We start from the raw sequence: 21,679 nt of genomic DNA, 5'->3' as shown, positions 1-21,679 counted from the left end.
ATGTGATGGCGAACGCGGTCAGAGTAGGCTTCCAGCGCGCTGTCAATCCAGCTCGGCCAACCGGCGGGTAATGGATCTGGCGACCAAATGGCGAAGGTCCCGGCCGAGTGTCAGCGGCCATGAAAAACTGCCCATAAATGGCCACGAAAGTGCCCGCTGGCGGCCAGTAAAACTGCCCATTCGCGGCCATGAAATCTGCCCACTTTCTTACTGAACCGACCGCGTCTTAAGCGGCGCGGGCCTCTCCCTGGGGTTTGATGACGGTGTCTAAGCGCATCGAAACCGAACCAGGAAGAGGCCCTGTATGAAGTCTGACGGAGAAATCATGGAAATTCTTGCTGCCTACGAACTGACCGGCTCGTTCCGTGCCGCGGCCGAGCTGGCCGGCTGTTCGCACCACACGGTGGCCAAGCATGTGGCTGCCCGTGATGCCGGGCGTCCGATCGCCGAACGCGCGGTCCGGGACCGGGTCACGGACGCGTTCATGCCGAAGATCGAAGAAATGGTCGACCGCTCCCATAGCCGGGTCCGGGCGGACAAGGTCCACCGGACCCTGCGCCTGCTCGGCTACGAGGGCTCCGAGCGTTCCACCCGCCGCGCCGTCCATCAGGTCAAGACGGCCTGGCGGCTGGGCCATACCCGCGTCCACCGGCCCTGGATCACGGAGCCAGGGATGTGGCTTTTATGTCGAATTCGACATAAAAGCCATTATGCCGACCCCGCGGTTATGCAGACGCAGCCGGCGGATCCCGGTGAGGCCGGGCGCTTGGGCCGGAGTGTTTCTGCATAATTGCGGTGGGAGCATGCTTGTTTTCTCAATACGGGAAGGTGAGCATGATGGTGAAGAATTCTCCAAGACCGATGACTGGACCGATGGCCCCCTATGCGGCGGGATACCAGGCAGTGTTGGCCGAGCACGGCTATGCGAAGAACACCTCACAGCAGTTGGTATCGCTGCTCGGGCGTTTGAGCCGTTGGCTGGACCAGCAGGAGCTGGAAGCGCGGGCTCTGACGGATGTAGTGCTGCAGCGGTTCGTGGAGGAGCTGGCTGCGGAAGCTAAGTGGTTGCATCCCACTCCGGCAACATTTGGGCTGCTGCTTTCCTATTTGCGGGGGCTTGGTGTTGTCCCGGTTCCTGAGCTGCCGCCGGATACCGTTTCTCCGGAGCAAATCCTTCGGGAACGCTTTGAGCGGTATCTGCTCCACGAGCGGGGGCTGAACCCAGGCACGGCACGTAACTACCTGCGAAGCGCCGCCTCATTCATGGAATGGCTGGCCAAGGGCCAGGCGACGCTGGGCACCATGAACGGGACGGACGTCATCACCTTCGCCACCGACATCTACCGGATGCAGGCCTGCAGCAACGCGAAATATGTGATCACCGGTTTGAGGTCTTTCCTCGGTTGGGTGCATCTGGAAGGGCTGAGCGGGCAGGCGTTAGCAGAGGTCGTGCCGTCAGCTGCCGCCCATGGCAGCAACCTTCCAAGAGGTCTGAGCGGAACGGAAATGGATGCGCTGCTGGCGTCATGCGACCGGCAGATGCTGACCGGGCTGCGGGACTACGCGGTCCTGGTCTTGATGAGCCGGCTGGGGCTACGGTGCCAGGAAGTGGCGTCGTTGACGCTGAAGGATGTGAACTGGCGGGCAGGGGAACTCACCCTGCACGGCAAGGGCCGTTGCCAGGAGAAGCTTCCGCTGCCCCGTGAAGTCGGAACGGCGCTGGCCGACTACCTGCGCCGGAACCGGCCGAGGACCGGTGATAATTCATTATTCCTGCGGGTCCATGCGCCGCTGGGCGGGCTCGCATCAGCGGGCATTGCCGAAATCGTCTTTGCCGCCGGCAGACGTGCCGGCCTTGAGAGAATCCACGCGCACCGGCTCAGGCACACTGCGGCAACGCAACTCCTGCGCGCCGGCGGTTCCCTGGGTGAAGTCGGGCAGGTTCTACGGCATCGCAATCCGGCCAGTACGGCCCTTTATGCAAAGGTTGACTACGCCGCCCTGCGAACGCTGGCGCTACCCTGGCCCGGGAGCGGACTATGAACTGCCCCGGGGTCGATATTGCATTGCTGGCTGACCAGTACCTGCAGATGGCCGCAGCATGGGATACAAACTGCGTCAGCAAGGGCAGCTGCTGCTGGATTTCTTTCGGTATTTCAACGGTACCGGGGCCGGGCATCTGACCAACGCGCACGCGCTGGCATGGGCAATGCTGCCGGGAAGGGCTGATCCGGTCTGGTGGTACGCGCGGCTGGGCGTCGTCCGGGCCTTCGCCCGGTACCTGCAGGTCTTCGATCCGCAAACCCAGGTGCCGGAAGCATCTCTTCTGCCGGACGGGAACCATCGGGCCAAGCCTTACATTTTTTCCGATCAGGAACTCGGCCGGTTACTCCAAGCTGCCGATCAACTCACGCCGGGATTCCGGGCACTGACCTACCGAACCTACATTTCGTTGGTCGCGGTGACGGGGATGCGCCGCGGCGAAGCTACGGGCCTCGATCGCATCGACGTCGATTGGGGCCAAGGGGTCTTATCGATTCGGGAAGCGAAATTCCATAAGCAACGGCAACTTCCCCCTGCACTCCAGCACTGTTGACGCCCTACGCGGCTACGCAAATCGGCGGGATCTGGCATTTCCGCGCCCAAAGCACCCGGCGTTCTTCCTCTCTACCCGAGGGACCCGGCTCCTGGCCGATAACGCCAGCCAAGCGTTCACCCTCCTGATACGCCGGTCAGGGATGGCGGTCCTTGACCGTCACCACCAGCCCCACCTGCACGACTTGCGCCACACTTTCGCGGTAAAGACGTTGCTCGGATGGTACCGCTCCGGCGCCGATACCGGACCGCTGCTGCCCTTGCTGTCAACGTATCTAGGTCACCAAGACCCTGCGGCGACGTACTGGTACCTCAGCGCGACACCGGAACTGATGGCCCTGGTTTCCGGCAGGGTGCGATCCTACCTGCAGGAGGAGCAATGACCTCTCTCGCTCCAATCCTGGAAGCGTTCTTCACCCGGCGCCTTATCGACCAGCGTCGGGTGAGCCCAAACACCGTCGCGGCATACCGCGATGCGTTCCGGCTGCTCCTGCAATACGCGCATAAGGAAACCGGGCAAGTCCCGCAGAACCTGGATCTTGAAGATCTCGATGCGGTCCTTATCGGCGGCTACCTTTCGTGGTTGGAAAGTAGCAGGGGCTCCAGCATTCAGACCAGGAACGCGCGTTTGGCGGCCATCCGTGCGCTGTTCCGGTACGCCTCATTCGAGTATCCCGAACATGCCGAACTCATCCAACGCGTGCTCGCGATTCCGACCAAAAGTTCTGACAAAGCCATCGTGAACTTCCTGACGGAGACGGAAACGAATGTCCTGCTCTCCACCCCGGATGCAACAACCTGGAGGGGACGCAGGGACAGGGCCCTATTATTGGTTGCCGTCACGACAGGGCTTCGCGTCAGCGAGTTGGCCAACCTCACCGCTGCCGACGTCCACCTGGGCGTGGGAGCCTATCTGTCTTGTCAGGGCAAAGGCCGCAAGGAACGCATCACACCTCTGAATAAGGAGGTCCGCGCCCAGTTGAAGGCTTGGATGAACGAGCAGCGGCCGTTGCCGAATGCCCCGCTCTTTCCCGGATCCAAGGGCCGGAAACTGACCCGGGATGGCATCGCGAAGATCATTGCGCGCCACACGGCGACAGCTTCAGCAAGTTGTCCATCCCTGGCGTTGCGCTCGGCCTCACCGCACACGCTCAGACATACCTGCGCGATGCGGCTCTTACAGTCCGGCGTCGATATCGCCACCATCGCACTCTGGCTCGGCCACGAGAACATCCGTACCACGCAGATCTACCTCCACGCGGACCTCGCCCTCAAACAACGAGCGCTCGACAGGACAGCGCCGCTACACAGCCAGCCAGGCCGATACCAGCCACCCGACGATCTGCTCGCCTTCCTCGAAGGCCTGTAATTATGCAGATAAATGATCCTCATGGAACACACCGCTGCTGCGATCGCGGGCCGGCGTCTGCATAACCGCGGGGTCGGCATAATGGCTTCAGTACGATTTCGGCGACGGTCCCCGGATCGGCGGGGTCAAAACGATCCTGTTCGTCGCGTGGCTGGCCTGGTCCCGGTTCCGGATCGTGATCCCCCTGCGGGACCGGACCGCGCCGAGCGTGTTCGCCGCCCTGGACCGGTGCTTCCGCATCCTCGGCGCGCCCCGACGTATGTGCTGACCGATAACGAGAAAACCGTCACCACGATGCATGTTGCCGGGGTGCCGGTACGCAACCAGCAGACCCTGGAGTTCGCCCGGCATTACGGGGTGAGCGTGCTGACCTGCCAGCCGGCCGATCCGGCGACGAAGGGCGGCGTCGAAGCCTCGGTGAAGCTGGCCAAGGCCGACATCGTGCCCACCGACACCAACCTCCTGGCCGAGTACGCCACGTTCGCCGGGCTGGAAGCGGCGTGCGAGGCGTTCATGGACGAGGTCAACCACCGTGAGCACCGGGTGACCCGGCGCAAGCCCGCGGCGATGCTCGCCGAGGAACAGCCCCGGCTCCACCGGATCCCGGACGCCGCGCATACGGTCGCGTTCGGGCTCTCCCGCACGGTTCCCCAGAACACGCCGATGGTCACGTTCGAAAACGCGCAGTACTCCGTGCCGGCGCACCTGCTCGGCGCCCGCGTGTTCGTGCGCACCCACGGCACCGGCGCCGATGAGCAGGTCATCATCGTCCACCACGGCCCGGCGGGACCGGCCGAGGTCGCCCGCCACCGGCGTGCCCGCCCTGGCAGTCCGGCCATCATTGACGAGCATTTCCCCGGCAGCGGCGAGAAAATCCCCGGCGACTACACGGTCACGGCCCGCACCGCCGGCGAGGCCGAGTTCCTCGCGATCGGCGACGGCGCCCGGACCTGGCTCCTCGAAGCCGCCGCGGCCGGAACGGCCCGGATGAACGTGAAAATGGCCGAGGCCGTGACCCTGGCCAAAATCGCCGACACCGCCGCGGTCGACCGGGCCCTGGGCAACGCCGCCGTCAACGGGCGCTTCGCCCACGGCGACCTGGCCTCCATCCTCAACGCCGGCGCCCGCCGGACCACCACCCACGCCGCCGGCGAAACCCGCTCCCTGACCCAGGGCACCGCCGCCTGGTCCGCCCTGGGCGCCACCACCGCGAAGGAAGACACCGAATGAACCCCGTGCCCACAACCACCGCCCCGCCGCTGCCGGCAGACCTCGAGCAGCTGATGCGGCAACTGAAAATGCCCCACGCCCGCGCGCTGGCCCCGGAACTGCTGGCCACCGCCCGCGCCCAGCGCTGGGAACCGGCCGAAATCGTCAAAGCCCTCTTCACCGAGGAAACAGCAGGCCGCGCCCGCTCCATGCTTGCCACCCGGCGTAAGGCCGCCGGCTTCCCGACCGGGAAAACCTTCGACGCCTGGGATTCCGAGGCGTCCTCGATCCCGGCACCGACGCAGCAGTCCCTGCGTACCCTGGAATGGATCACCCGGCGCGAGAACCTCGTCGTTTGCGGGCCTTCCGGGACCGGGAAAACCTTCTTCCTCGAAGCCCTGGGCCAGCAGGCCGTCGAAGCCGGGATGCGCGTCGCGTGGTTCACCCTCGAAGACCTCGGCACGCTGATCCGCGCGCACCGCGCCGATGACAGCGTCACCAAAGCCGTCACCCGGATCCTGCGCGCCGAACTCGTCGTGATCGATGACATCGGCCTGCTCCCGGTCGCCGCGGACGCCGCCGAAGGCCTCTACCGTGTCGTGGACGCCGCCTACGAGAAACGCTCCGTCGCGGTCTCCTCGAACCTGCACCCGGCAGGCTTCGACGAGCTCATGCCCAAGACCCTCGCCACCGCGACCGTGGACCGGCTGCTGCACCACGCCCACGTCTGCCAGACCAGCGGTAAATCTATCCGCCTGACCCAGGCCCTCGCCGGAAAGGAGTCAACGCCCTGAACTAACCCGAACCGGTGGACGGCCAGCCCCGCAGAACACGACGTGGGCAGATTTGCTGGCCACCACCGGGCAGTTTAACTGGCCACCGGCGGGCACTAATCCTGGCCGCCCGTGGGCAGGAAATACTGGCCCTTGACAGCCGAGCCCATCGAGTTTCCAGACGCCCAAGGTGTCGCCGTGCGGAGGGCTTTCAGATAGCTGCCAACCGCCATTTATCCCTGCGAGTAACATTTGCCCGTCCCAGTTCCCGTAGCACGCGGTGCTCGTGGGACACATGCGTGACCTAAAGCCGGACCATTAGCAGATAACTGATCTGCAGAGCCGGGGAATGAATGAGCGGTTGGTGCTCATAGACCGAGGCTAATCGCGAATGCCTACTGTTTCGTTTGCTGCGTCGACGAACACTCATCTTTTGACTCCATTTGCGGCCCTCAACCTATGCGGGCATCAGTGCGCCTGTCGACTGTTCGTTTGGTCTGTGTCACAAGGGTGTGGATGAGCAGGGCAACGAACACCGCCGCGCAGAGGAGTGCTCCAATCGCGAATGTCGCACTGATTCCGGCCCCGGTGGGGCGCAGATCCGCTGCCATGTTTGCCGCGAGCACCGCTCCAGCGGTCGCCGCGCCGAAAGAGCTTCCCACGGTACGTAGGACCTGATTGAAGCTCACTGAACTACCCAACTCTTCGGCGGCCACGCTGCGGACGATCAGCCCCGGCATAGCGGCATAACTGGCGCCTATCCCCAGCCCGAACACCAGCATCCCGATCAGGATCTCCCAGAGTTCAGTATGGGCAACCCAGAGCATCATTCCGGATGCCATCACGATACCGGCGCCGATCGGCAGGAGCGCAGTCAGGCGAATCCGGCGCGAGAGCCGGCGCACGAGACGATTCGCGCTGAAGCTGCCCACCGAGAGCGGGAGCATCACGAGACCGGCCCAGAACACGGGCAGCGCGATGCCGTAGCCAGTAGAAGCAGGTGCCTGCACGACAAGGCTGGACGTCGACAGGCCGATGTACAGGGCGGCTCCCAGACCCATGGCAGTGCAATTGGCCAACAGCACTTCGCCGTTCCGGAGAACCCGAAGGTTGACCAGCGGATGCCGCATCCGCAGTCCGGCCCTGACCCAGGCTGTCAGAACCACTGCCGCGACGATGAAAGTGCCGATGGTCCAGGGAGATTCCCACCCCCAATTTGGTCCTTCACTGACTCCCAGGAGCAAGGAGCCCAGTCCGAGACCGAGCAGACCTGTGCCTGTGTAGTCGAACGGCACCCGCGCGGCCTGCTCATCGGGTCCCGCCGGCACGGCGCGGAAGACAACAACGATGGCCGTAACTACGAACAAGGCGGCGGCCCAGAAAGCGAACCGAAAGTCGACGAGCCCTGCAATGACGCCGGTCAGGGGGTAGCCTATCCCCAGGCCGGCTGCCACCGTCACGGACAAGCTTGAGATAGAGACTTGCACCTTATCCGCCGCGGCGTAGCGGCGGGCAAGGGCGATCGTTACCGGCACGATTCCATAGGTCAGGCCCTGAAGCGAACGTCCGATCAGGAACACCGCGAAGTTAGGCGCCACAGCGGCGACGATGGATCCGACGAGGATGATCAACAATGACCACAGCAGGAGCCGCTTCTTGTGCGGTCCGTCACTTAGCCGGCCCATGACAGGCGTCGCAATAGCGCCGACCAGAAGGTTGAGGGTCAGCATCCATTGAGCCGCACTGACCGATACGTCCATGCCACTGGCAATCGACGGCACCAACAGCATGCCCAGCGAACTCACGATCGCCGTGGACAGCGCCGCGTAGATTAGTGCCGGCACCAAGCGCGAGCGTGCCGCAGGTTCAATCAACGGATGCTCCGATCGCAAGCTTCCGAGGATGGGGATGAACGCCTCGAGGGGCTTCCGCTTCCCCCGGCATCAACCGCTCCGGAGCTGCCCGGTCGAGCCGGTCGTGACCGGCGGATAACTGCCGCGCAAGCTTTTGCCCGCGCGTGTCGGTAAGTCCGATCATGACCGGCGACTATCCGCGCCAGCGAACAACCGGCACACAAACCCGAGCCGTGAGTGCACTGGCAGCAAGCGAAGTGGCTTGGGGGCCGGGGCGACATGGACGACTGCAGCCAGATCCGATGTGGTCGCGCGCCCATGTCCCGTCACATGGCGCACGCCCCGCTTGCCCGAAGACAGCCTTTGTTCGGCATTCAGCCGCCGTAGCAGCCGATGCAGCGTCACAGAAAAAGAATGCGTCGTCATGTCACCCACCCCCTCTAACCCGCAGGCAACTTGATCTCAAGTTGCCTGCGCTTCTAAACGCCCTGATGCCAATGACCGCGTCCGGAGTCAGTTCTTGGTGACCTTGCCCATCTTGCCAGCCGCTGACCCAATGAACATCTGACTGGTCAAAAGCCAGCCGACGGCAACTACGACCAGCGAGCCTAGGAACACCGCCAGGCCCCAGAAGTCGACAACGTCCCGGGAGGTGTACATGTGGTTGAGGTTACGCAGGGCCCCGGTGAAGAACACCAGGAACACGTGGACGATGGTAAACGCCACGAAGTAGATCATGACCGGGATGTGGATGGCCCGAGCGACCTCCACCGGATATAGCCTCGATAGCTTCTCATTGTCCGTCGGCCACCACGTCGACAGCCGGATGCCGGAGAGGATCGCCAATGGTGCGGCGATCATCACTGTCACGAAGTACGCCATAACCTGAAGGGCGTTGTAGTGTACCCATCCGTTCTCGGCCGGCCAATCCAGCGAGGCGTATTGCAGACCCGCAGAGAGCATGTGCGGGAAGACGTCCCAGCTGGTAGGTACGATTCGCATCCAGTGGCCCGAGGCGAACAGCAGGATGATGAAGACGAGACCGTTCACCACCCACAGGACATCCAGGGACTGGTGGAGCCACTGCGAGAGCGAGATCTTTTTGGGAGTTTGCCGCCCCGGTGAGAAGAAGGAGCCCTTCCTAGGGGTCCAGTACCCCGGGGGCCGACGCTCCCACCGCACCTGGAGACCTGTTCGTACTATCAGCACCAGGAAGAATATGTTGAGGAAGTGTTGCCATCCGAGCCATCCGGGAAGGCCCACCGGTGCGGAGGCCGGCTGGGAGGCGTGGCCGGAGTAGTCGGCGATGAAGGCCTCCACCCCCGACAGGGTCCGCAGCCATCGTGCGAGCAGCACCACCGCGAGGAAAACCAGGACAAGCCCTGCAACGATAAGGGCACCCTTGACCGCGCCGGGCCGCGCGCCGGAGAGAGTCGGTCCTTCTGCGGCCGCCTTCTTTTCCGATGGAGCAGGCGAACGCTGCTCCGTCGTTGAAACCGGACGCGTACCGGCGGCAGGAGCAGGTGGCGCCTGTTCCTCCACCTGGGTTTGTCGCGGTGATGCAAGTGCCTTCGCAGGCTCAACGGTTTCCATCCGACGTGGTTCCGCTGACACTGCGGATGCAGTCGAAGGATCTGGAGCACCCATTCGACGTCGTGTGGCCGGTGCGGTGGAAGCCTGCTCGGCAGCCGGTGTTGGTCCGGGCGGGGTGTTGGTGGCGGGTTTGTCCGCTGCGTCCGGCTCGACCGGTCGTGCAGCCGTTTCCATCAACAGCGGTGCGGCAGAGGGCCCGCCCATCCGGCGACGGCTCGGCCCCGGCTGCGGCTGCGTCACAGGCTGCCCCTGGGCGTTCGATACGCTGTCCCTCAGACCGTTCTCCTGACGGGACTGCTCAACGGGTGCCCCAGAGGCGTGCTCCGGTACATAGCCGGCTTCCGCCCTCTGGGGCTGGTCCTTCGGTGGGGCCACTGCGGCATCCACGGGCAACGGAGGAATGCCGCTCATCCGCCGGCGTCTGCCGTTGAAAGATTCGTCTACCACGATGTTGTACTCCATGATTGTCTCTGCCGAGCGTCCGGCGATTTGCGCAGTGGCGCTGCGATGAACGTGGGGGCGCTCACCCGCGTCGCCGGTTAATCTCCTTGACAAGTTGCGGAACGACCGAGAAGAGGTCTCCTACGATTCCAAAGTCTGCGACTTCGAGGATCGGAGCTTCTTCGTTCTTGTCGATCGCAACGATGGTCTTCGCGGTCTGCATGCCCGCCTTGTGTTGGATCGCGCCTGAGATCCCCAGAGCAACGTAGAGGTCCGGCGAAACGGCGATACCGGTCTGGCCGACTTGGAAATTCTGCGGTGCGTATCCGGCGTCCACTGCGGCCCGTGAGGCTCCGACGGCTGCTCCCAGGCTGTCCGCCAGTTGCTCTACCAGCGAGAAGTTCTCCTTGGAACCGATCCCCCGGCCGCCGGAGACGACAATGGAGGCTGCCGCGAGATCCGGCCGGTCGCTCTCCATGACGAGGGCATCCGTGCCGATGATGGTTGCACTCGGCGAAGCAGCATCGGGGACAGTCAGGTGAGAGACTTCGGGTTGGGCGCTGCTTGCCCGGGCGGAGATCGCACCGGATCGCAGGGTGATGATCATCAATCCCCCCTCGACGGTCGATTCGGTGACGTAGTCACCTCCGAATACCGAATGTGTGGCGATGATCTCGTCGGCTTCCAAGGACAGTCCGACTGCGTCCGCGGCAATGGCTGCCCCGGTCCGGGCAGCTAGCCGCCCAGCTACCATGCGTCCGATCGGGGAATGGTCCAGGAGCACTGCGAGCGGCGAGAATTCCTGGACTGCTTTTTCCAAGGACGCTACCTCGGCAGCGCCCAGTTTGGCGCTCTGTTCATTGAGCTCCACAAGGACTACCCGCGCGGCGCCGCACTGGCTGAGGGCCTCTATCAGCGGGGGCGAATGGTCTGCGGTGGTCACCGCCAACACGATGGGCGTTCCCACGGATGCGGCAGCCCCGATCAGTGCCGCCGTGCTCCCGGCGGGAGCCCCGTCGTTGGTGGTTTCAGTAAAAACAAGTATGTTCGACATCGCATATCCTCAACTTTGAAACGTGTAGTCAACCACCGATGCGATGTGAATCACAGCAGGTGTTTCGACTCAAGGAACTCAGCCAATTGGGCAGCCGCAGAGCCGTCGTCGACCACCGTGATCCCGGTCTGTTTCGGGGGCGCCGTAACCGCTGAGACCATGACTGAACGGACCGGTGCGTAGGCGGGCCCCGCTTGAATACCGAGATCAGCGAGGCTCAGCTTGTCGACAGTTTTCTTCTTGGCCGACATGATGCCCTTGAAGGTCGGGAACCGGGCTTCAGCCGCTCGCTCTGTGACCGCAGCCACCGCCGGTACCGGGGCCGCCAGCCGGACATCTCCCTCCGTCGTCCGCAGCGAACCCAGGACAGTGCCGTCCGAAACCTCAAATGCATCCAGATCCGGCATGCCGGGCACTCCGAGTAGCTCGGCGACCATGGATGGGATCATGCCGCCGCGACCGTCGGTCGATTGGTTGCCGGCAAGAACTATGTCGAAGCCTTCATGCTGGATAGCGGCAGCGATGACCTTCGCCGTCTGAAGCATGTCAGCACCGGCTAGGGAACCGTCGACAATGTGGACGCCGCGATCAGCACCCATTGCCAGCAACCTTCGAACCGACTTCTCCGACTCCTCAGGACCCACAGAGAGCGCGACCACCTCCGTGGAATTGTCTGCATCCTTGACCCGCAGGGCGCACTCTAAGGCACGCTCCGTGATCTCGTCAGGGATCAAATCTGAGGCGGCGCGGTCCAAAAGACCCGTCTGCAGGTCCAGTTTCCGGACTTCACCGGTGTCCGGCACCTGCTTGACTAAGACGACAAATTTCATGTTCTCTCCTAAATAACCAGCGGAATTGGAATCGCCCGCAACTGGGCTGGCGCCAGGCCTACCGGGAAGCTTCCTGGCGGCGGCAGTTGCTGTTCCGTCAGCGTTAGCCTGCCGTACGGTATCCTCGCGGACCTCCGCCACCCTTGCCGACTCAGGTCGCGGGGAGGGGTTTCTCACGGCCTGCTATTTCAGGCCGATACCCGCACACCAAAAGTTCGTCATGGTCTCGACCATGTCCTCGTTCGGTTTCTTTCCCCGCCAGCCGATCTCCACCTGTGCCACATTTGTCATCATCGAAAGGATGGTCTCCGCCGACAGCTCCGCGCTGTATTCGGTACTGGCCGCCCCGAGTCTCTGCTGGCGTTCGATCCCGCGGGTGATCCGGCGAACAAAGATGTCGCGGATCACGAGCCGAATGGTACGAAATCCCGGGTCGTAATAAGCAGCCTGTTCGATGACCATCCCGAAGTCCTGGGTATCTGCCACATTCTCGAGAAATCTGCGGATCGTCGCCCGCACCCGGTCCCGATAATCGAAGTCCCCCAGGTCGGTGACTCCTGTCTCGTTGATGCGTGCGATGATATGTTGCTCAACGACCGCCGCGAAGACCGCTTTCTTGCTTCGGAAATGCGAGTAGAAGGTTCCGCGGGAGATTGAGGCCTCCTTCAGGATGTCCTCCACGGTGCAGTCGATGTAACCCAGGCGGACGAAGGCAGTCCGCGCAGACGCGATGATGTGCTTCCGTGTCTCGAGCCCGCGCTGGTAAACCGGAGCCGACCGAGGCTTAGCCTCGCTCCAGCGGTACAGCGCGTCGAAGAAGGCGTTCAGGTCAGCGTTTCGTCTGACCGTAACCGCTGAAAGGTCCTGTTCTGCCATCACCTCAGAAGGCATGATGTTCGTCGCCATTGTGTCGTTGACCCCTCTGCCTAAATGTTCTTTTCGAGCAGGCTTTGTGTCCCATAGTCATTTCTTCTTCCTCCGAGAAGGGACTCCGCCTCATCCAGCGGAATCGATAGCAGACGACCGAGGACCTCTGCCTGGTCAGCAGCGACCTTCGGGGCAGGCGTGAATGGGCGGCTCTCGCCGGCACGGGACATCCGAAGGGGATTCCCCACAACCGGCACCCGGCCGTTCTCCGGGTGCTCCACATACTGGATCATCCCCCGCTCGATGAGGTGCGGGTCGGTGTCCACCTCGCGCAGCGTCTTCACCGGAGCGAAGGGCACCCCGGCGATGCTCAGCTTCCCGGAGATCTCGTCCCGGGTCAGCTCGGAGGTCACCGCCGTGATCATCGCGTCCAGAGCATCCATATTCTGTGCCCGAAGCACCGAGTCAGCGAACAGGGGGTTATCTGCGGCCTCGTGAAGCCCCAGCGCCTCAGCCATGCGTGTCCAATGCCTGTCTGAGGCACAGATGATGGCGAGCCAACCATCGCTGGCGCGGTACACGTTGTAGGGGGCGATGCCGAGACCCGAGTGCCGGTTCCCTGTGCGCTCCGGAAGCTCCGTGTCCGGGTAGTTGTACAGCATGCTCAGGGCAGAGGTCAGCATGGGATAGATAGTATCGTGCATCGACACCTCGACCACTTGCCCCTTGCCGGTCTTCTCCCTGTCATAGAGGGCGGCCATGGCCCCGCCGAACAGGTGGATGCCGCCGGAGAAGTCAGTGAACGCGGGCCCCGTCTTGACCGGGGCGCTGTCGGAGAATCCCGTGGTGGAGATGGCCCCCGACATCGCCTGGACGGTGAGGTCCATGGCCGGCATGGCTGCGTAGGGGCCAGTGGTGCCATAGCCTTTGCCTGACGCGACGACGAGGCGCGGATTGTGCTCCAGGAGGGTTTCCGGCGCGAGTCCGAGGCGTTCAAGGGTGCCCGGGGCGTAGTTTTCGATGAGCACGTCGGCTTTCTCGATCAGGCGCAGGAGGACGTCCTTGCCCTCCTGGCTCTTGAGATCCAGTGCGACGCTCTTTTTGTTGGAGTTGAGCATCACGAACTCGTGGGGATCCTTGTCCCCGCGGGCACGGCTCCGGAGGCGTTCACCGGTGAGCGGTTCCACCTTGATGACCTCGGCCCCGAGGTGGGCGAAGAGCAGACCACAGTATGGTCCGTTGTAGATATGGGCCATCTCGATGATGACCAGGTCTGAGAATGACTTGAGCACTGTGGCTTCCGTTCCTGTTCGTACGCTCAGAGACTGCGGAACTTGAGGTTCTGGGTGGCTGTGTCGGCGGTGCGCTTCAGCCTCTCGAGGATGGCGAGCACGTCGCCACCTGAGGTGAGGCCGTCAGAACCCCATGCGGTCATGGAGAAGATGCAGGCCCCGTCCCGGTCAAAGACCGGGGCCGTCGCCGAATGGAATTCGTAGTCCTGGTCGCGCTCGACGTCAACGATGTTGAACGTCTCTGCTGCGTCGTTTACCACCGTCTCAAGGTGTTTGCGTTCCTCGGGGTCCTTGGAGACATAGGCACCGTGCGCCTGCAGTTCGATTGCTTCGCCGGCGGCATGACCGATGCCGTAAGCGCACCCGCGGCGGCGGACATTCTCCAAGCCGGTCTCAAAATCGGCGCGGACTTCGGGATCCGTGTCCTCATGGATCCTCGAGAACCAGAGCTCCTCGGCCTCCGGTCCACCGAATGCTGCGAAGACACCGCCGATCGGCGGCATGAAGGGCACGTGGATGCCCACCCGGGAGGAGGAGCGGCGACGTTGCGGGATCCCCACGGCGGCGACGTTGATCAACTCTCCGTCGACGAGGGTCATCAGGCTGATCTCGGTGACGAGGTCTGCTGCGAGGCGTTCCATGTGCGGACGGACCAGGTCCAGTTGCCGCAGCACGTCGACGGAGATCTCAGTATTGATGGCCATCGAGCCGGGTGCGAAGGAACCGTAGCCGCCCCGGAAGAACAACAACGGCAGGTTGGTGCTCATCGTGTAGAGATCGAGGACACTGCCCATCACCCAGTCGTGGTCGCCGGCATCCGAGATGGAGTGGGTGTCGCAGTCGATGAACGCCACGGCATCCTGAAGCACGGGGCTGCCGTGCTCCGACAAGGTCCATTCGAAGCCCTCCAGCTTGTTCGTCTTGCGGCTGGCGACTGCGCGGCAGACGTCCTCCTGATGGTTTCCCAGGACGTTGACACCGAATTTCGTCGTGCCGCTGTTGCGAAGCGCGGCCCAGGACGACGACGTCTTGGTCGGCAGGAACCCGATCAATGGGGGTTCCAGCGAAACGGACACGAAAGAGCCCACGGTCATCGCCAGCGCCTGCCCGGAAGCGTCCATGGCGGTAATGATCACGACGCCGGTCGGGAATGTCCCCATCACCCGGCGGAATTCGTACATGTCAAACTGTTCCACTGCTGTTACTTCTTTGAACTGTCCCACTGCTGTCACTCCTTTGAACGATGTGCGGTATCGAGAATCCGGCCGGGGTTTGCGGTCATCATGGTGTCGATGTCATCGTCCGGCACACCACACTTCCGCAGGTCCGGCACCACCGAGTTCATGACCTCCGGGGCCCGCCACCTCGGCAGTCTCTCCTGCCGCGCCTCGTCCGGGAAGTTCATGCTGTAGGCCGATGAATCGGTCGCGAGAACCATCTGCGGTGCATAGCCCAGCTCGCAAAGTTTGGCTACCGTCTGGATCCGCTGGTCATAGGGCAGGCGTGCCTCCAGACCGAAGCGGTCCATGCCCAGAAAGGATCCCCGGTCTGCGATGCGGCGCAGGTAGTCGATGTCATCGGTGTCGCCGGAGTGTCCGATCACCACCCGCGAGAGGTCGACACCACGCTTCTCCAGGTAGTCCTGCTGGTCCAGGCCGTTCCGCTGGTTCGGATCGGAGTGTGTGAAGATGGGAGCCCCGGTTTCCAGATGGGCGTCCGCGACGGCCTGCATGATGTAGAACACTCCGTCGGTGATCCCGTAGCGGTCGGCGGCGAATTTCAGCACGCCGGCCTTGACTCCGGTGTCATCGATGCCCTCGACGATGTCTCTTACGAAGATCTCGGTCAGCGGGTCCGATCCGCCCAGCAAACGTCCCGGACCATTCAGGTTGGCGAAGGCCGGTGCCTCGTGATAGGTGTACCAGCCGGTCGCCACAATGACGTTGACATTCGTTCTCTCGGCGACCCGCTTGACCAAGGGGATGTTCCGCCCGGTACCCATCACCGTAAGATCGACGATTGTGTCCACGCCACTGGCCTTCACCTCTTCCAGATAACGGACTGCGCGGTCGACAAGCTCGGCGGCAGGGAAGCGGCTCGGAAAGTTAACCATCAACTCCGCATTGAGCACAAGGATGTGTTCATGCGTCAGCGTCACACCCAGCTCAGAGGGATCCAGCCCGCCTGTCAGTGTGGGAATCATGCTGCTCCTTTTCGCGTGGATCTGGTCGTGCGGTCGATGCTCGGGCTCTCCATGCATGGTGTTTCCGTCAGGACGGACACCCGCACGGACCGAGAGCCGGGACGCCTGGGGGAAGGGCTACTCCCCTCAGGCGACCCGTTCCGTCAGCTCGGGCGATGCGGAAGGATAACTTCCTCGTAGAGCCGGTCGGCGAAGGGCTGCAGGTACTCGCGGTCATTGAAGTCCGAAGACCCTTCATACCAGTCGGCGAAGTCGGTCACCTCGCCCTTCTCCTCATACCCGAGCTCTTCGGCGATGCCGGTCCACTTCTCGATGGCGTCGGAGACATTCTGGTTCATCGCGGCGCCGTCCACGTTCGGGGACTCCGCGACCTGCTTCAGGATCTCCTTGTTGGCCTCGACTAGTGCCTTCTCGCTCTCCGCGTTGAGGAACTCCATGCTGCCACCGTTCTCCCTGGCCTTCTCGGCTGAGAGCAGCACGCTGTTCACGGCATTGAAGTGTTCCCCGCTGAGGTAGTTCGGCATCATGTCGAACATCAGCTGCTGGGCGATCAGCGGCAGGGTCTCCCAGGAGGAGCCAGCCACCATGCTGCCGGGGCCGGGTGCGAAGCTGGCCTCCCGCGGCATTTTGATGTATGGCGCTACCTCCAGCCAGTCGACGTTGTAGGCGGTCGCGGTCGACTGCAGCGAGCAGTCCAGCACGCCGCGCTCCAAAGCCTCATAGGCTTCGGCCAGCTGGACAGAGGTCAAGGTCCCGCCGAGTGCCCGGGTCTGAATCTCGTGGGTCTGGCTGTTGCCGCGGATCTGGGCACCCTGCCAGTCGGCCGGCGAGTCCTTGTCCTCACGGCAAATCATTGTGGTGTTGCCTGAGGGCACCGCCGGGTGCAGGACGTGCATGCCCTGGTCCTCATAGTTGGCCATCACCTCGGGGGTCTTGAAACCGACGTCGGCCATGACCGCATGCGAGACGAGTTCAGCGATCAGAGGACTGCTCGGGACCTGCACCACGGAGCTGGTCATGTCCACGAAGGCCGCCATCTCCTGAGGCTCATAGGTGCCGAAGTAATTGGCGAGGTCCAGGCGGCCGTCGGCCAGCGCGTCCGGGACCTCCGTGGGGCCAGCGATGGCTCCGGTCGCGTGAGTGTTGATGGTGATCTTCCCACCGGACCACTCCTTGACGGCTTCGGCCCATTCGAGGTCACGCTGGGCGGCGAAGCCCTTCGGGCTTGTACCCGCGTACTGGAAGTCCAGCTCGATCGGCTCGACCTCCTCGAACGCCGCGATGTACTCCTCTTTGGTCGCCCCCGGCTCCAGGCCCGGGCCGCCGGCGTGCGCGGTCCCATCGCCGCCGCCACCACCACAGGCTGTCAGTCCCAGGGTCAGGACCGCCAGGGACGCGGTCGGCCCCGCGAACTTCTTGTTTCTCATCATTGAGATTTCCTTTCGAGAGCACATGGTGTCAGGAACCGGTGAAGTGCTTGATGGCGCCCTTCAGGCCTTTCTCTTTCATCAGGGCCTTGACGTCGTCGATGGAGGCTGCAGTGTGGGAGATGGCATCCCACTCGGCACCGGAGCGCAGAGACTCGACGAATCCCTGCCGGTCGTAGACCTTGTTGAGTGCGAGTTTCTTGAGGTACAGCAGGTCCAGAGGTGTCTTGCCGACTTGGGCAGCCAGCGTCTTGGCGCTCTCCAGTGCGTTTCCCGATTCGACTGCCCGGTTCGCCCAGCCCAGCTGGAAGGCCTCGGTGCCGCTCATGCTGTTACCGGCGATAAATGACAGTTCCTTGGCCTTGCGCATGCCGATGTGCCACAGGGACACCGGGCTCAGCAGGCCACCGCCCAGGGGGATCGACGGCCAGCCGATGTTCGCGTCCTCGGCGACGACGACGAGGTCGCAGCAGGCCACGAGCATGGTGGCCCCCCCGAGGCAGTGACCTTCGACTGCTGCGATTAGTGGCTTCGGAAAGCGGTAAACCCGCTCCCACAAATCCACCGCGTTCTGTAGCCGGCGCCAGTCGTCGTAAGCGCTGCCCTTGGCGTAGCCCGAGACCACGTCATAGCCCGCGCTGAAATTCTTGCCATTGCCACGGATGATGACGGACGAAACCGAGTCGTCATCGGCCAGGGCGCCGAGCGTTTCCATCAGACCGTCCAGTAAGTCCGCGTTAAACGCGTTGATCTTGTCTTCACGATTGAATGAGACGACCGCGAACTTGCGCTCCACGTCCCGTTCTAGGGTAATCAAGTCAGACACAGGTCATTCTCCTTTGAACGTGTAGGGCGTCTTCGCTTTAAAGGCCGCCACGGAATTCTTGTGGTCCGCAGTCGTCGTAGTGACTGCCGCGGCGAAGGCCTCCATGTCCCATGCTTGGGCCATGGTCAGATTGTGGGAGGCCTGGACGATCTTGCGCGTGGCGAAGAGTGCCGCAGTCGGTCCGTTCGCCAGGGATTCGGCGAACGACGCCACGTTCTCGGCGAACCTGTCAGCGGGATACACGTGGGCAGCGATGCCGAGTTCAACGGCGGTCTCAGCCGAGATAACCTCGCCGGTCATGGCGTAAAACATGGTCCGCCGGTTCCCTATCTGCTGTGACAGTAGATAGGGAACCGCGCTGTCCGGTGCCAGGCCCCGCTTGATGAAACCGAACTGGAACCGGGCCGTCTCCGAGACGACGATGAGGTCCGTCGCGAGGGCCAGACCGAATCCTGCACCCACGGCATGTCCCTCGACGGCTGCGATAGTAGGCTTCTTGACGCCACGGACCAGCTCGACCAGTTCTCTGCCCAAGGCAAGTCTGGCAGAACCGTGCGAGGGCGTGTTCCTGCCCATGCCCTTGACGTCGCCGCCGGCGCTGAAGTTCCCTCCAGCGCCCGTCAGGACGATGCAGCGGGTCTCATTGTCGTCATCGGCCTCCAGCAGCGCGGCACGCAGGTCCGTGCGGAGATCAGGACTCAATGCGTTCCGTGCCTCGGGTCGATTGAGGATGACCGTGCGCACTCCAGCGGCTTGGCGGACGGAGACCAGGGATGTCAATGTGGCGCTCATAGCTGAGTGTCACCCGCCAAGAGCCGCTTGGCCACCGTCCGGCGCTGAATCTCCGAAGTCCCGTCCGGGACACGCATAGTGCGTGCGAAACGGTACCCGGCCTCCAGGCCTAGCTCGTTGGTCAGGCCCAGACCGCCATGGATCTGCATGACCTCGTCCAAGACCCGGCCGGCCATCTCGGTGCACGCCATCTTGATCATCGAGGTCTCTTTGACCGCCGGCAGGCCAGCGTCCACCATGGCTGCCGTCCGGACGACCGCTGCCTTGCAGAGGTAGATCTGCGTGGCGATCTCAGCCAGCTTGGCCTGGATCATCTGGTGCTGTCCGATGGTCTTCCCAAAGGTCTTACGCGTGTTGGCGTAAGAAACAGCCTGGTCCAGCGCCCAGCGTGCCAAACCGACACAAGTAGCGGACATGGTCAGCCGGCCACGGCTGATGCCGCCCATCGCCAGGTTCAGGCCCTGGCCCTCTTCACCGACGATCTGGTCGCGCGTCACCTTCAGGTTCGTCAGCGAGACGATCGTCGCATTGGACCCGCGCTTGCCCATCATCGGGATGCCCGCGTCCACGGAGAAGCCCTCGTCAGATGTGTCCACGAAGAAGCAGGTGATGCCTCCTGTCCGGGCCTTGACCGCCTCGGGATCAGTGATGGCGAACACGAATGCATGCGCAGCATGCGCGGCATTGGAAATCCACTGCTTCTGGCCGTTGATGACCCAGCCGTCTCCCTCCGGGGTCGCCTTCGTCTTGAGGTTGAAAACGTCCGAGCCGGCATCAGGCTCCGAGAGTGCGAAGCACAGGGTGCTCCTGCCCGACTGAATGTCTTTCAGACGAGGTGCGAGCACCTCGTCCTTCAGCTTCAGCAACAACGGGCTCAGGCCGTTCGTGAACGGGGACGGGATGACTGATTCGTGGATCAGCGTCCGCTCCGGTCCGTACCTGTGGTGCAGGGCTTCCTGGACCTGGATGATGCCGCTCGCCGGCAGGTCGCCGCCGTCCAGAGACTCAGCCCCGTAGAGAGAGTAGAAGCCGGCTTCCGCCGACAGTTCCCGGACCTGGCGGTTGATGTCCTGGTACTTCTGGGTCATCAGACCGCGCCCGTCAAACACGTTGTACTCGTCGGAGAGGAACGCAGCGTGCTCCTGCTCGATGGGGACAACGGCCTTCTCGATGAAGGACATCAGGGCGTCGATGATCTCCTGATAGTCACTGGCCTCGATGGTGTTCTCTGACATGTGCTTCGCTTCCTGTGATGTTGCCTGCTGATATCTGCCCGGGACTAGACGCTGACGGTGAGCTGCGGGCGGACCTCCTGGGCGAACTTCGTCATCGAGCGCAGCACCCGCTCCTGGGGCTGGCTACCGGCATCGAACCAACCGACCAGGCCGCCGATCCCGGTGACCTTCCGGTAGTCCTCAAGTTGCTGGGCGACGTCGTCCGAGGAACCCAGGATGATCGCACCCTTGTCCAGGTAGTCCTGGAAGCTGAGCTCGGTGAGTCCCAGACCGACCTTGGCGCGGTTGCTGAGGATGCTGAGATACCACATCAGGCCCTTCTCGTACTCCTGCTCGGCCGTCGCACGGTCGTCGGAGACGTGGATGGCCTTCAGCTGGGATGAGCGGGCAATGTTCGCATCGATGTCGTCATAGCTGAAGCCGGCGTTACGCGCCTCCTCGCGGTACACGCTGACAAGGTGGGCCATGTGCTCCCAGGTGGGCATCTGGCCCAGGACGAAAGCGAAGCCCTCCCGGGCGGCGTAACGCAGGGACTCCTCGGTTTGGGAAACCATGATGAACACCGGCGGGTGGGGCTTCTGCACCGGCATGGGCATCAGCTGGATCTCCTCGGCCTGCTCACCAATGCCCGGCACGGAGAAATGCTTACCCTTGTAATTGATCTTGCCGGTCCGCCAACCCTGCATGATGATCTCGAAGGTCTCTTGGTAGCGCTCATTGCGCTCCTCGGGATCGATATCGTACGCCTGGAACTCGAGCAAGTCGTAGGCCTTGCCGATGCCGAAGTTCAGCCGGCCGTTGCTGATATTGTCCAGCAGCGAGAAGTCTTCCGCCAGCTTCAGCGGGTGGTTCATCGGCAGGCGGGTGACGCCGGATCCGAGTCGGATGTTCTTCGTGGTGCCCGCGACCGCAGCGAGCATGACCTGCGACGACGAGATGATGCCGTAGCGGCGCGCATTGTGCTCGGCGACCCAGGCCTCTTCAAAGCCCAGCTCATCAGCAAGGTTGATCTGCTCAATCCCCTTGTGGATGGCCTCGTGCTCAGTGCTCCATTCAGGCACGTTGGTCAGCAGGAAAATGCCGAAGTGAAGGTTGTCCTGGCTCATATAGCTCTCCGTTTCCTTGGAATTCGCCGGATGTGACCCAGCTCTCTGAAGCGTTATTCATCACATTCAACCACAATACATACAAGTATGTCTAGAATCTGCCGCTCTTTCAATGCAGCGCTACCGCAGCGCTGCCGTGATGCCCCGAGACGCACGGCAAGGCGTGACCCGTAATTCGGGACACGCTCCGAACTGCGTGACATCACCTGAGGCC

At 63.0% G+C, this 21,679-nt stretch carries 18 protein-coding genes and 2 pseudogenes; 7 read left to right on the top strand and 13 right to left on the bottom strand.

Annotated features, from left to right (window positions below; translation table 11 throughout):
• Positions 1-304: 304 nt before the first annotated feature.
• The 7 genes and pseudogenes from AC3A4M_RS20730 to istB form a co-directional block, all read left to right on the top strand.
• Positions 305-682: pseudogene (locus AC3A4M_RS20730) on the top strand (IS21 family transposase); the annotation flags it as partial.
• A gap of 179 nt (positions 683-861) precedes the next feature.
• The gene (locus AC3A4M_RS20725; protein WP_498738247.1) at positions 862-2,043 is read left to right on the top strand and encodes a tyrosine-type recombinase/integrase; all 1,182 of its coding nucleotides are present in this window, start codon (positions 862-864) and stop codon (positions 2,041-2,043) included.
• Between the two features lie 58 nt (positions 2,044-2,101).
• Positions 2,102-2,596: a tyrosine-type recombinase/integrase gene (locus tag AC3A4M_RS20720; RefSeq protein WP_498738245.1), complete on the top strand. Its 495-nt coding sequence runs from the start codon at positions 2,102-2,104 to the stop codon at positions 2,594-2,596.
• A complete protein-coding gene (locus AC3A4M_RS20715) occupies positions 2,499-2,978 on the top strand; it encodes a tyrosine-type recombinase/integrase (RefSeq protein ID WP_498738337.1) in 480 nt (159 codons plus the stop codon). The genes AC3A4M_RS20720 and AC3A4M_RS20715 overlap by 98 nt, the downstream gene beginning before the upstream one ends.
• Positions 2,975-3,964: a tyrosine-type recombinase/integrase gene (locus tag AC3A4M_RS20710; RefSeq protein WP_498738243.1), complete on the top strand. Its 990-nt coding sequence runs from the start codon at positions 2,975-2,977 to the stop codon at positions 3,962-3,964. Before AC3A4M_RS20715 ends, AC3A4M_RS20710 begins: the two co-directional genes overlap by 4 nt.
• A gap of 82 nt (positions 3,965-4,046) precedes the next feature.
• Positions 4,047-5,194: pseudogene (locus AC3A4M_RS20705) on the top strand (DDE-type integrase/transposase/recombinase); the annotation flags it as partial.
• On the top strand, positions 5,191-5,967 hold the full coding sequence (gene istB, locus AC3A4M_RS20700) for an IS21-like element helper ATPase IstB (protein ID WP_498738241.1): 777 nt from the start codon (positions 5,191-5,193) through the stop codon (positions 5,965-5,967). The pseudogene AC3A4M_RS20705 and the gene istB, both read left to right, overlap by 4 nt.
• Before the next feature lie 431 nt (positions 5,968-6,398).
• Here istB and AC3A4M_RS20695 read toward each other — a convergent pair whose 3' ends face one another.
• The 13 genes from AC3A4M_RS20695 to AC3A4M_RS20635 all read right to left on the bottom strand — a co-directional run bounded on the left by AC3A4M_RS20695 (position 6,399) and on the right by AC3A4M_RS20635 (position 21,465).
• The gene (locus AC3A4M_RS20695; RefSeq protein WP_498738240.1) at positions 6,399-7,790 is read right to left on the bottom strand and encodes an MFS transporter; all 1,392 of its coding nucleotides are present in this window, start codon (positions 7,788-7,790) and stop codon (positions 6,399-6,401) included.
• Positions 7,791-8,312: 522 nt separating this feature from the next.
• On the bottom strand, positions 8,313-9,392 hold the full coding sequence (locus AC3A4M_RS20690; protein ID WP_498738238.1) for a cytochrome b/b6 domain-containing protein: 1,080 nt from the start codon (positions 9,390-9,392) through the stop codon (positions 8,313-8,315).
• Positions 9,393-9,915: 523 nt separating this feature from the next.
• Positions 9,916-10,887 (bottom strand): electron transfer flavoprotein subunit alpha/FixB family protein, encoded by a 972-nt coding sequence (locus AC3A4M_RS20685; RefSeq protein WP_498738236.1) that lies wholly within the window; start codon positions 10,885-10,887, stop codon positions 9,916-9,918.
• Positions 10,888-10,937: 50 nt separating this feature from the next.
• Entirely contained in the window at positions 10,938-11,717 is a 780-nt protein-coding gene (locus tag AC3A4M_RS20680) for an electron transfer flavoprotein subunit beta/FixA family protein (protein ID WP_498738235.1), read from the bottom strand.
• 183 nt (positions 11,718-11,900) lie between these two features.
• Positions 11,901-12,623, bottom strand: coding sequence for a TetR/AcrR family transcriptional regulator (locus AC3A4M_RS20675; RefSeq protein WP_498738234.1), 723 nt, complete (start codon positions 12,621-12,623; stop codon positions 11,901-11,903).
• Between the two features lie 20 nt (positions 12,624-12,643).
• Positions 12,644-13,876, bottom strand: a complete 1,233-nt coding sequence (locus AC3A4M_RS20670; protein WP_498738233.1) for a CaiB/BaiF CoA transferase family protein — start codon at positions 13,874-13,876, stop codon at positions 12,644-12,646.
• Between the two features lie 26 nt (positions 13,877-13,902).
• Positions 13,903-15,099, bottom strand: coding sequence for a flavin reductase (locus AC3A4M_RS20665; RefSeq protein WP_498738231.1), 1,197 nt, complete (start codon positions 15,097-15,099; stop codon positions 13,903-13,905).
• A gap of 5 nt (positions 15,100-15,104) precedes the next feature.
• Positions 15,105-16,079 (bottom strand): phosphotriesterase family protein, encoded by a 975-nt coding sequence (locus AC3A4M_RS20660; protein ID WP_498738229.1) that lies wholly within the window; start codon positions 16,077-16,079, stop codon positions 15,105-15,107.
• A gap of 143 nt (positions 16,080-16,222) precedes the next feature.
• The gene (dctP, locus tag AC3A4M_RS20655; RefSeq protein ID WP_498738227.1) at positions 16,223-17,509 is read right to left on the bottom strand and encodes a TRAP transporter substrate-binding protein DctP; all 1,287 of its coding nucleotides are present in this window, start codon (positions 17,507-17,509) and stop codon (positions 16,223-16,225) included.
• Positions 17,510-17,537: 28 nt separating this feature from the next.
• Complete coding sequence (locus AC3A4M_RS20650) at positions 17,538-18,332, bottom strand: enoyl-CoA hydratase/isomerase family protein (RefSeq protein WP_498738225.1); 795 nt, start codon at positions 18,330-18,332, stop codon at positions 17,538-17,540.
• A gap of 3 nt (positions 18,333-18,335) precedes the next feature.
• Entirely contained in the window at positions 18,336-19,124 is a 789-nt protein-coding gene (locus AC3A4M_RS20645) for an enoyl-CoA hydratase/isomerase family protein (RefSeq protein WP_498738223.1), read from the bottom strand.
• Positions 19,121-20,359, bottom strand: a complete 1,239-nt coding sequence (locus tag AC3A4M_RS20640; protein WP_498738221.1) for an acyl-CoA dehydrogenase family protein — start codon at positions 20,357-20,359, stop codon at positions 19,121-19,123. The genes AC3A4M_RS20645 and AC3A4M_RS20640 overlap by 4 nt, the downstream gene beginning before the upstream one ends.
• Positions 20,360-20,403: 44 nt before the next feature.
• A complete protein-coding gene (locus AC3A4M_RS20635; protein WP_498738219.1) occupies positions 20,404-21,465 on the bottom strand; it encodes an LLM class flavin-dependent oxidoreductase in 1,062 nt (353 codons plus the stop codon).
• Positions 21,466-21,679: the final 214 nt, after the last annotated feature.

The organism is Arthrobacter sp. Soil_C_60 (genome assembly GCF_057656375.1).
Note: the sequence above shows the minus strand (reverse complement) of the source record. Positions and strands in the feature narration are given on the sequence as shown.

Coding starts and splice junctions, on each gene's coding strand:
- AC3A4M_RS20675 (WP_498738234.1), bottom strand. CDS start 12,623: ATGGCGACGAACATCATGCCTTCTGAGGTGATGGCAGAACAGGACCTT.
- AC3A4M_RS20690 (WP_498738238.1), bottom strand. CDS start 9,392: ATGGAAACCGTTGAGCCTGCGAAGGCACTTGCATCACCGCGACAAACC.
- AC3A4M_RS20640 (WP_498738221.1), bottom strand. CDS start 20,359: ATGTCAGAGAACACCATCGAGGCCAGTGACTATCAGGAGATCATCGAC.
- dctP (WP_498738227.1), bottom strand. CDS start 17,509: ATGATGAGAAACAAGAAGTTCGCGGGGCCGACCGCGTCCCTGGCGGTC.
- AC3A4M_RS20660 (WP_498738229.1), bottom strand. CDS start 16,079: ATGATTCCCACACTGACAGGCGGGCTGGATCCCTCTGAGCTGGGTGTG.
- AC3A4M_RS20645 (WP_498738223.1), bottom strand. CDS start 19,124: ATGAGCGCCACATTGACATCCCTGGTCTCCGTCCGCCAAGCCGCTGGA.
- AC3A4M_RS20635 (WP_498738219.1), bottom strand. CDS start 21,465: ATGAGCCAGGACAACCTTCACTTCGGCATTTTCCTGCTGACCAACGTG.
- AC3A4M_RS20680 (WP_498738235.1), bottom strand. CDS start 11,717: ATGAAATTTGTCGTCTTAGTCAAGCAGGTGCCGGACACCGGTGAAGTC.
- istB (WP_498738241.1), top strand. CDS start 5,191: ATGAACCCCGTGCCCACAACCACCGCCCCGCCGCTGCCGGCAGACCTC.
- AC3A4M_RS20720 (WP_498738245.1), top strand. CDS start 2,102: ATGGGATACAAACTGCGTCAGCAAGGGCAGCTGCTGCTGGATTTCTTT.
- AC3A4M_RS20725 (WP_498738247.1), top strand. CDS start 862: ATGACTGGACCGATGGCCCCCTATGCGGCGGGATACCAGGCAGTGTTG.
- AC3A4M_RS20710 (WP_498738243.1), top strand. CDS start 2,975: ATGACCTCTCTCGCTCCAATCCTGGAAGCGTTCTTCACCCGGCGCCTT.
- AC3A4M_RS20685 (WP_498738236.1), bottom strand. CDS start 10,887: ATGTCGAACATACTTGTTTTTACTGAAACCACCAACGACGGGGCTCCC.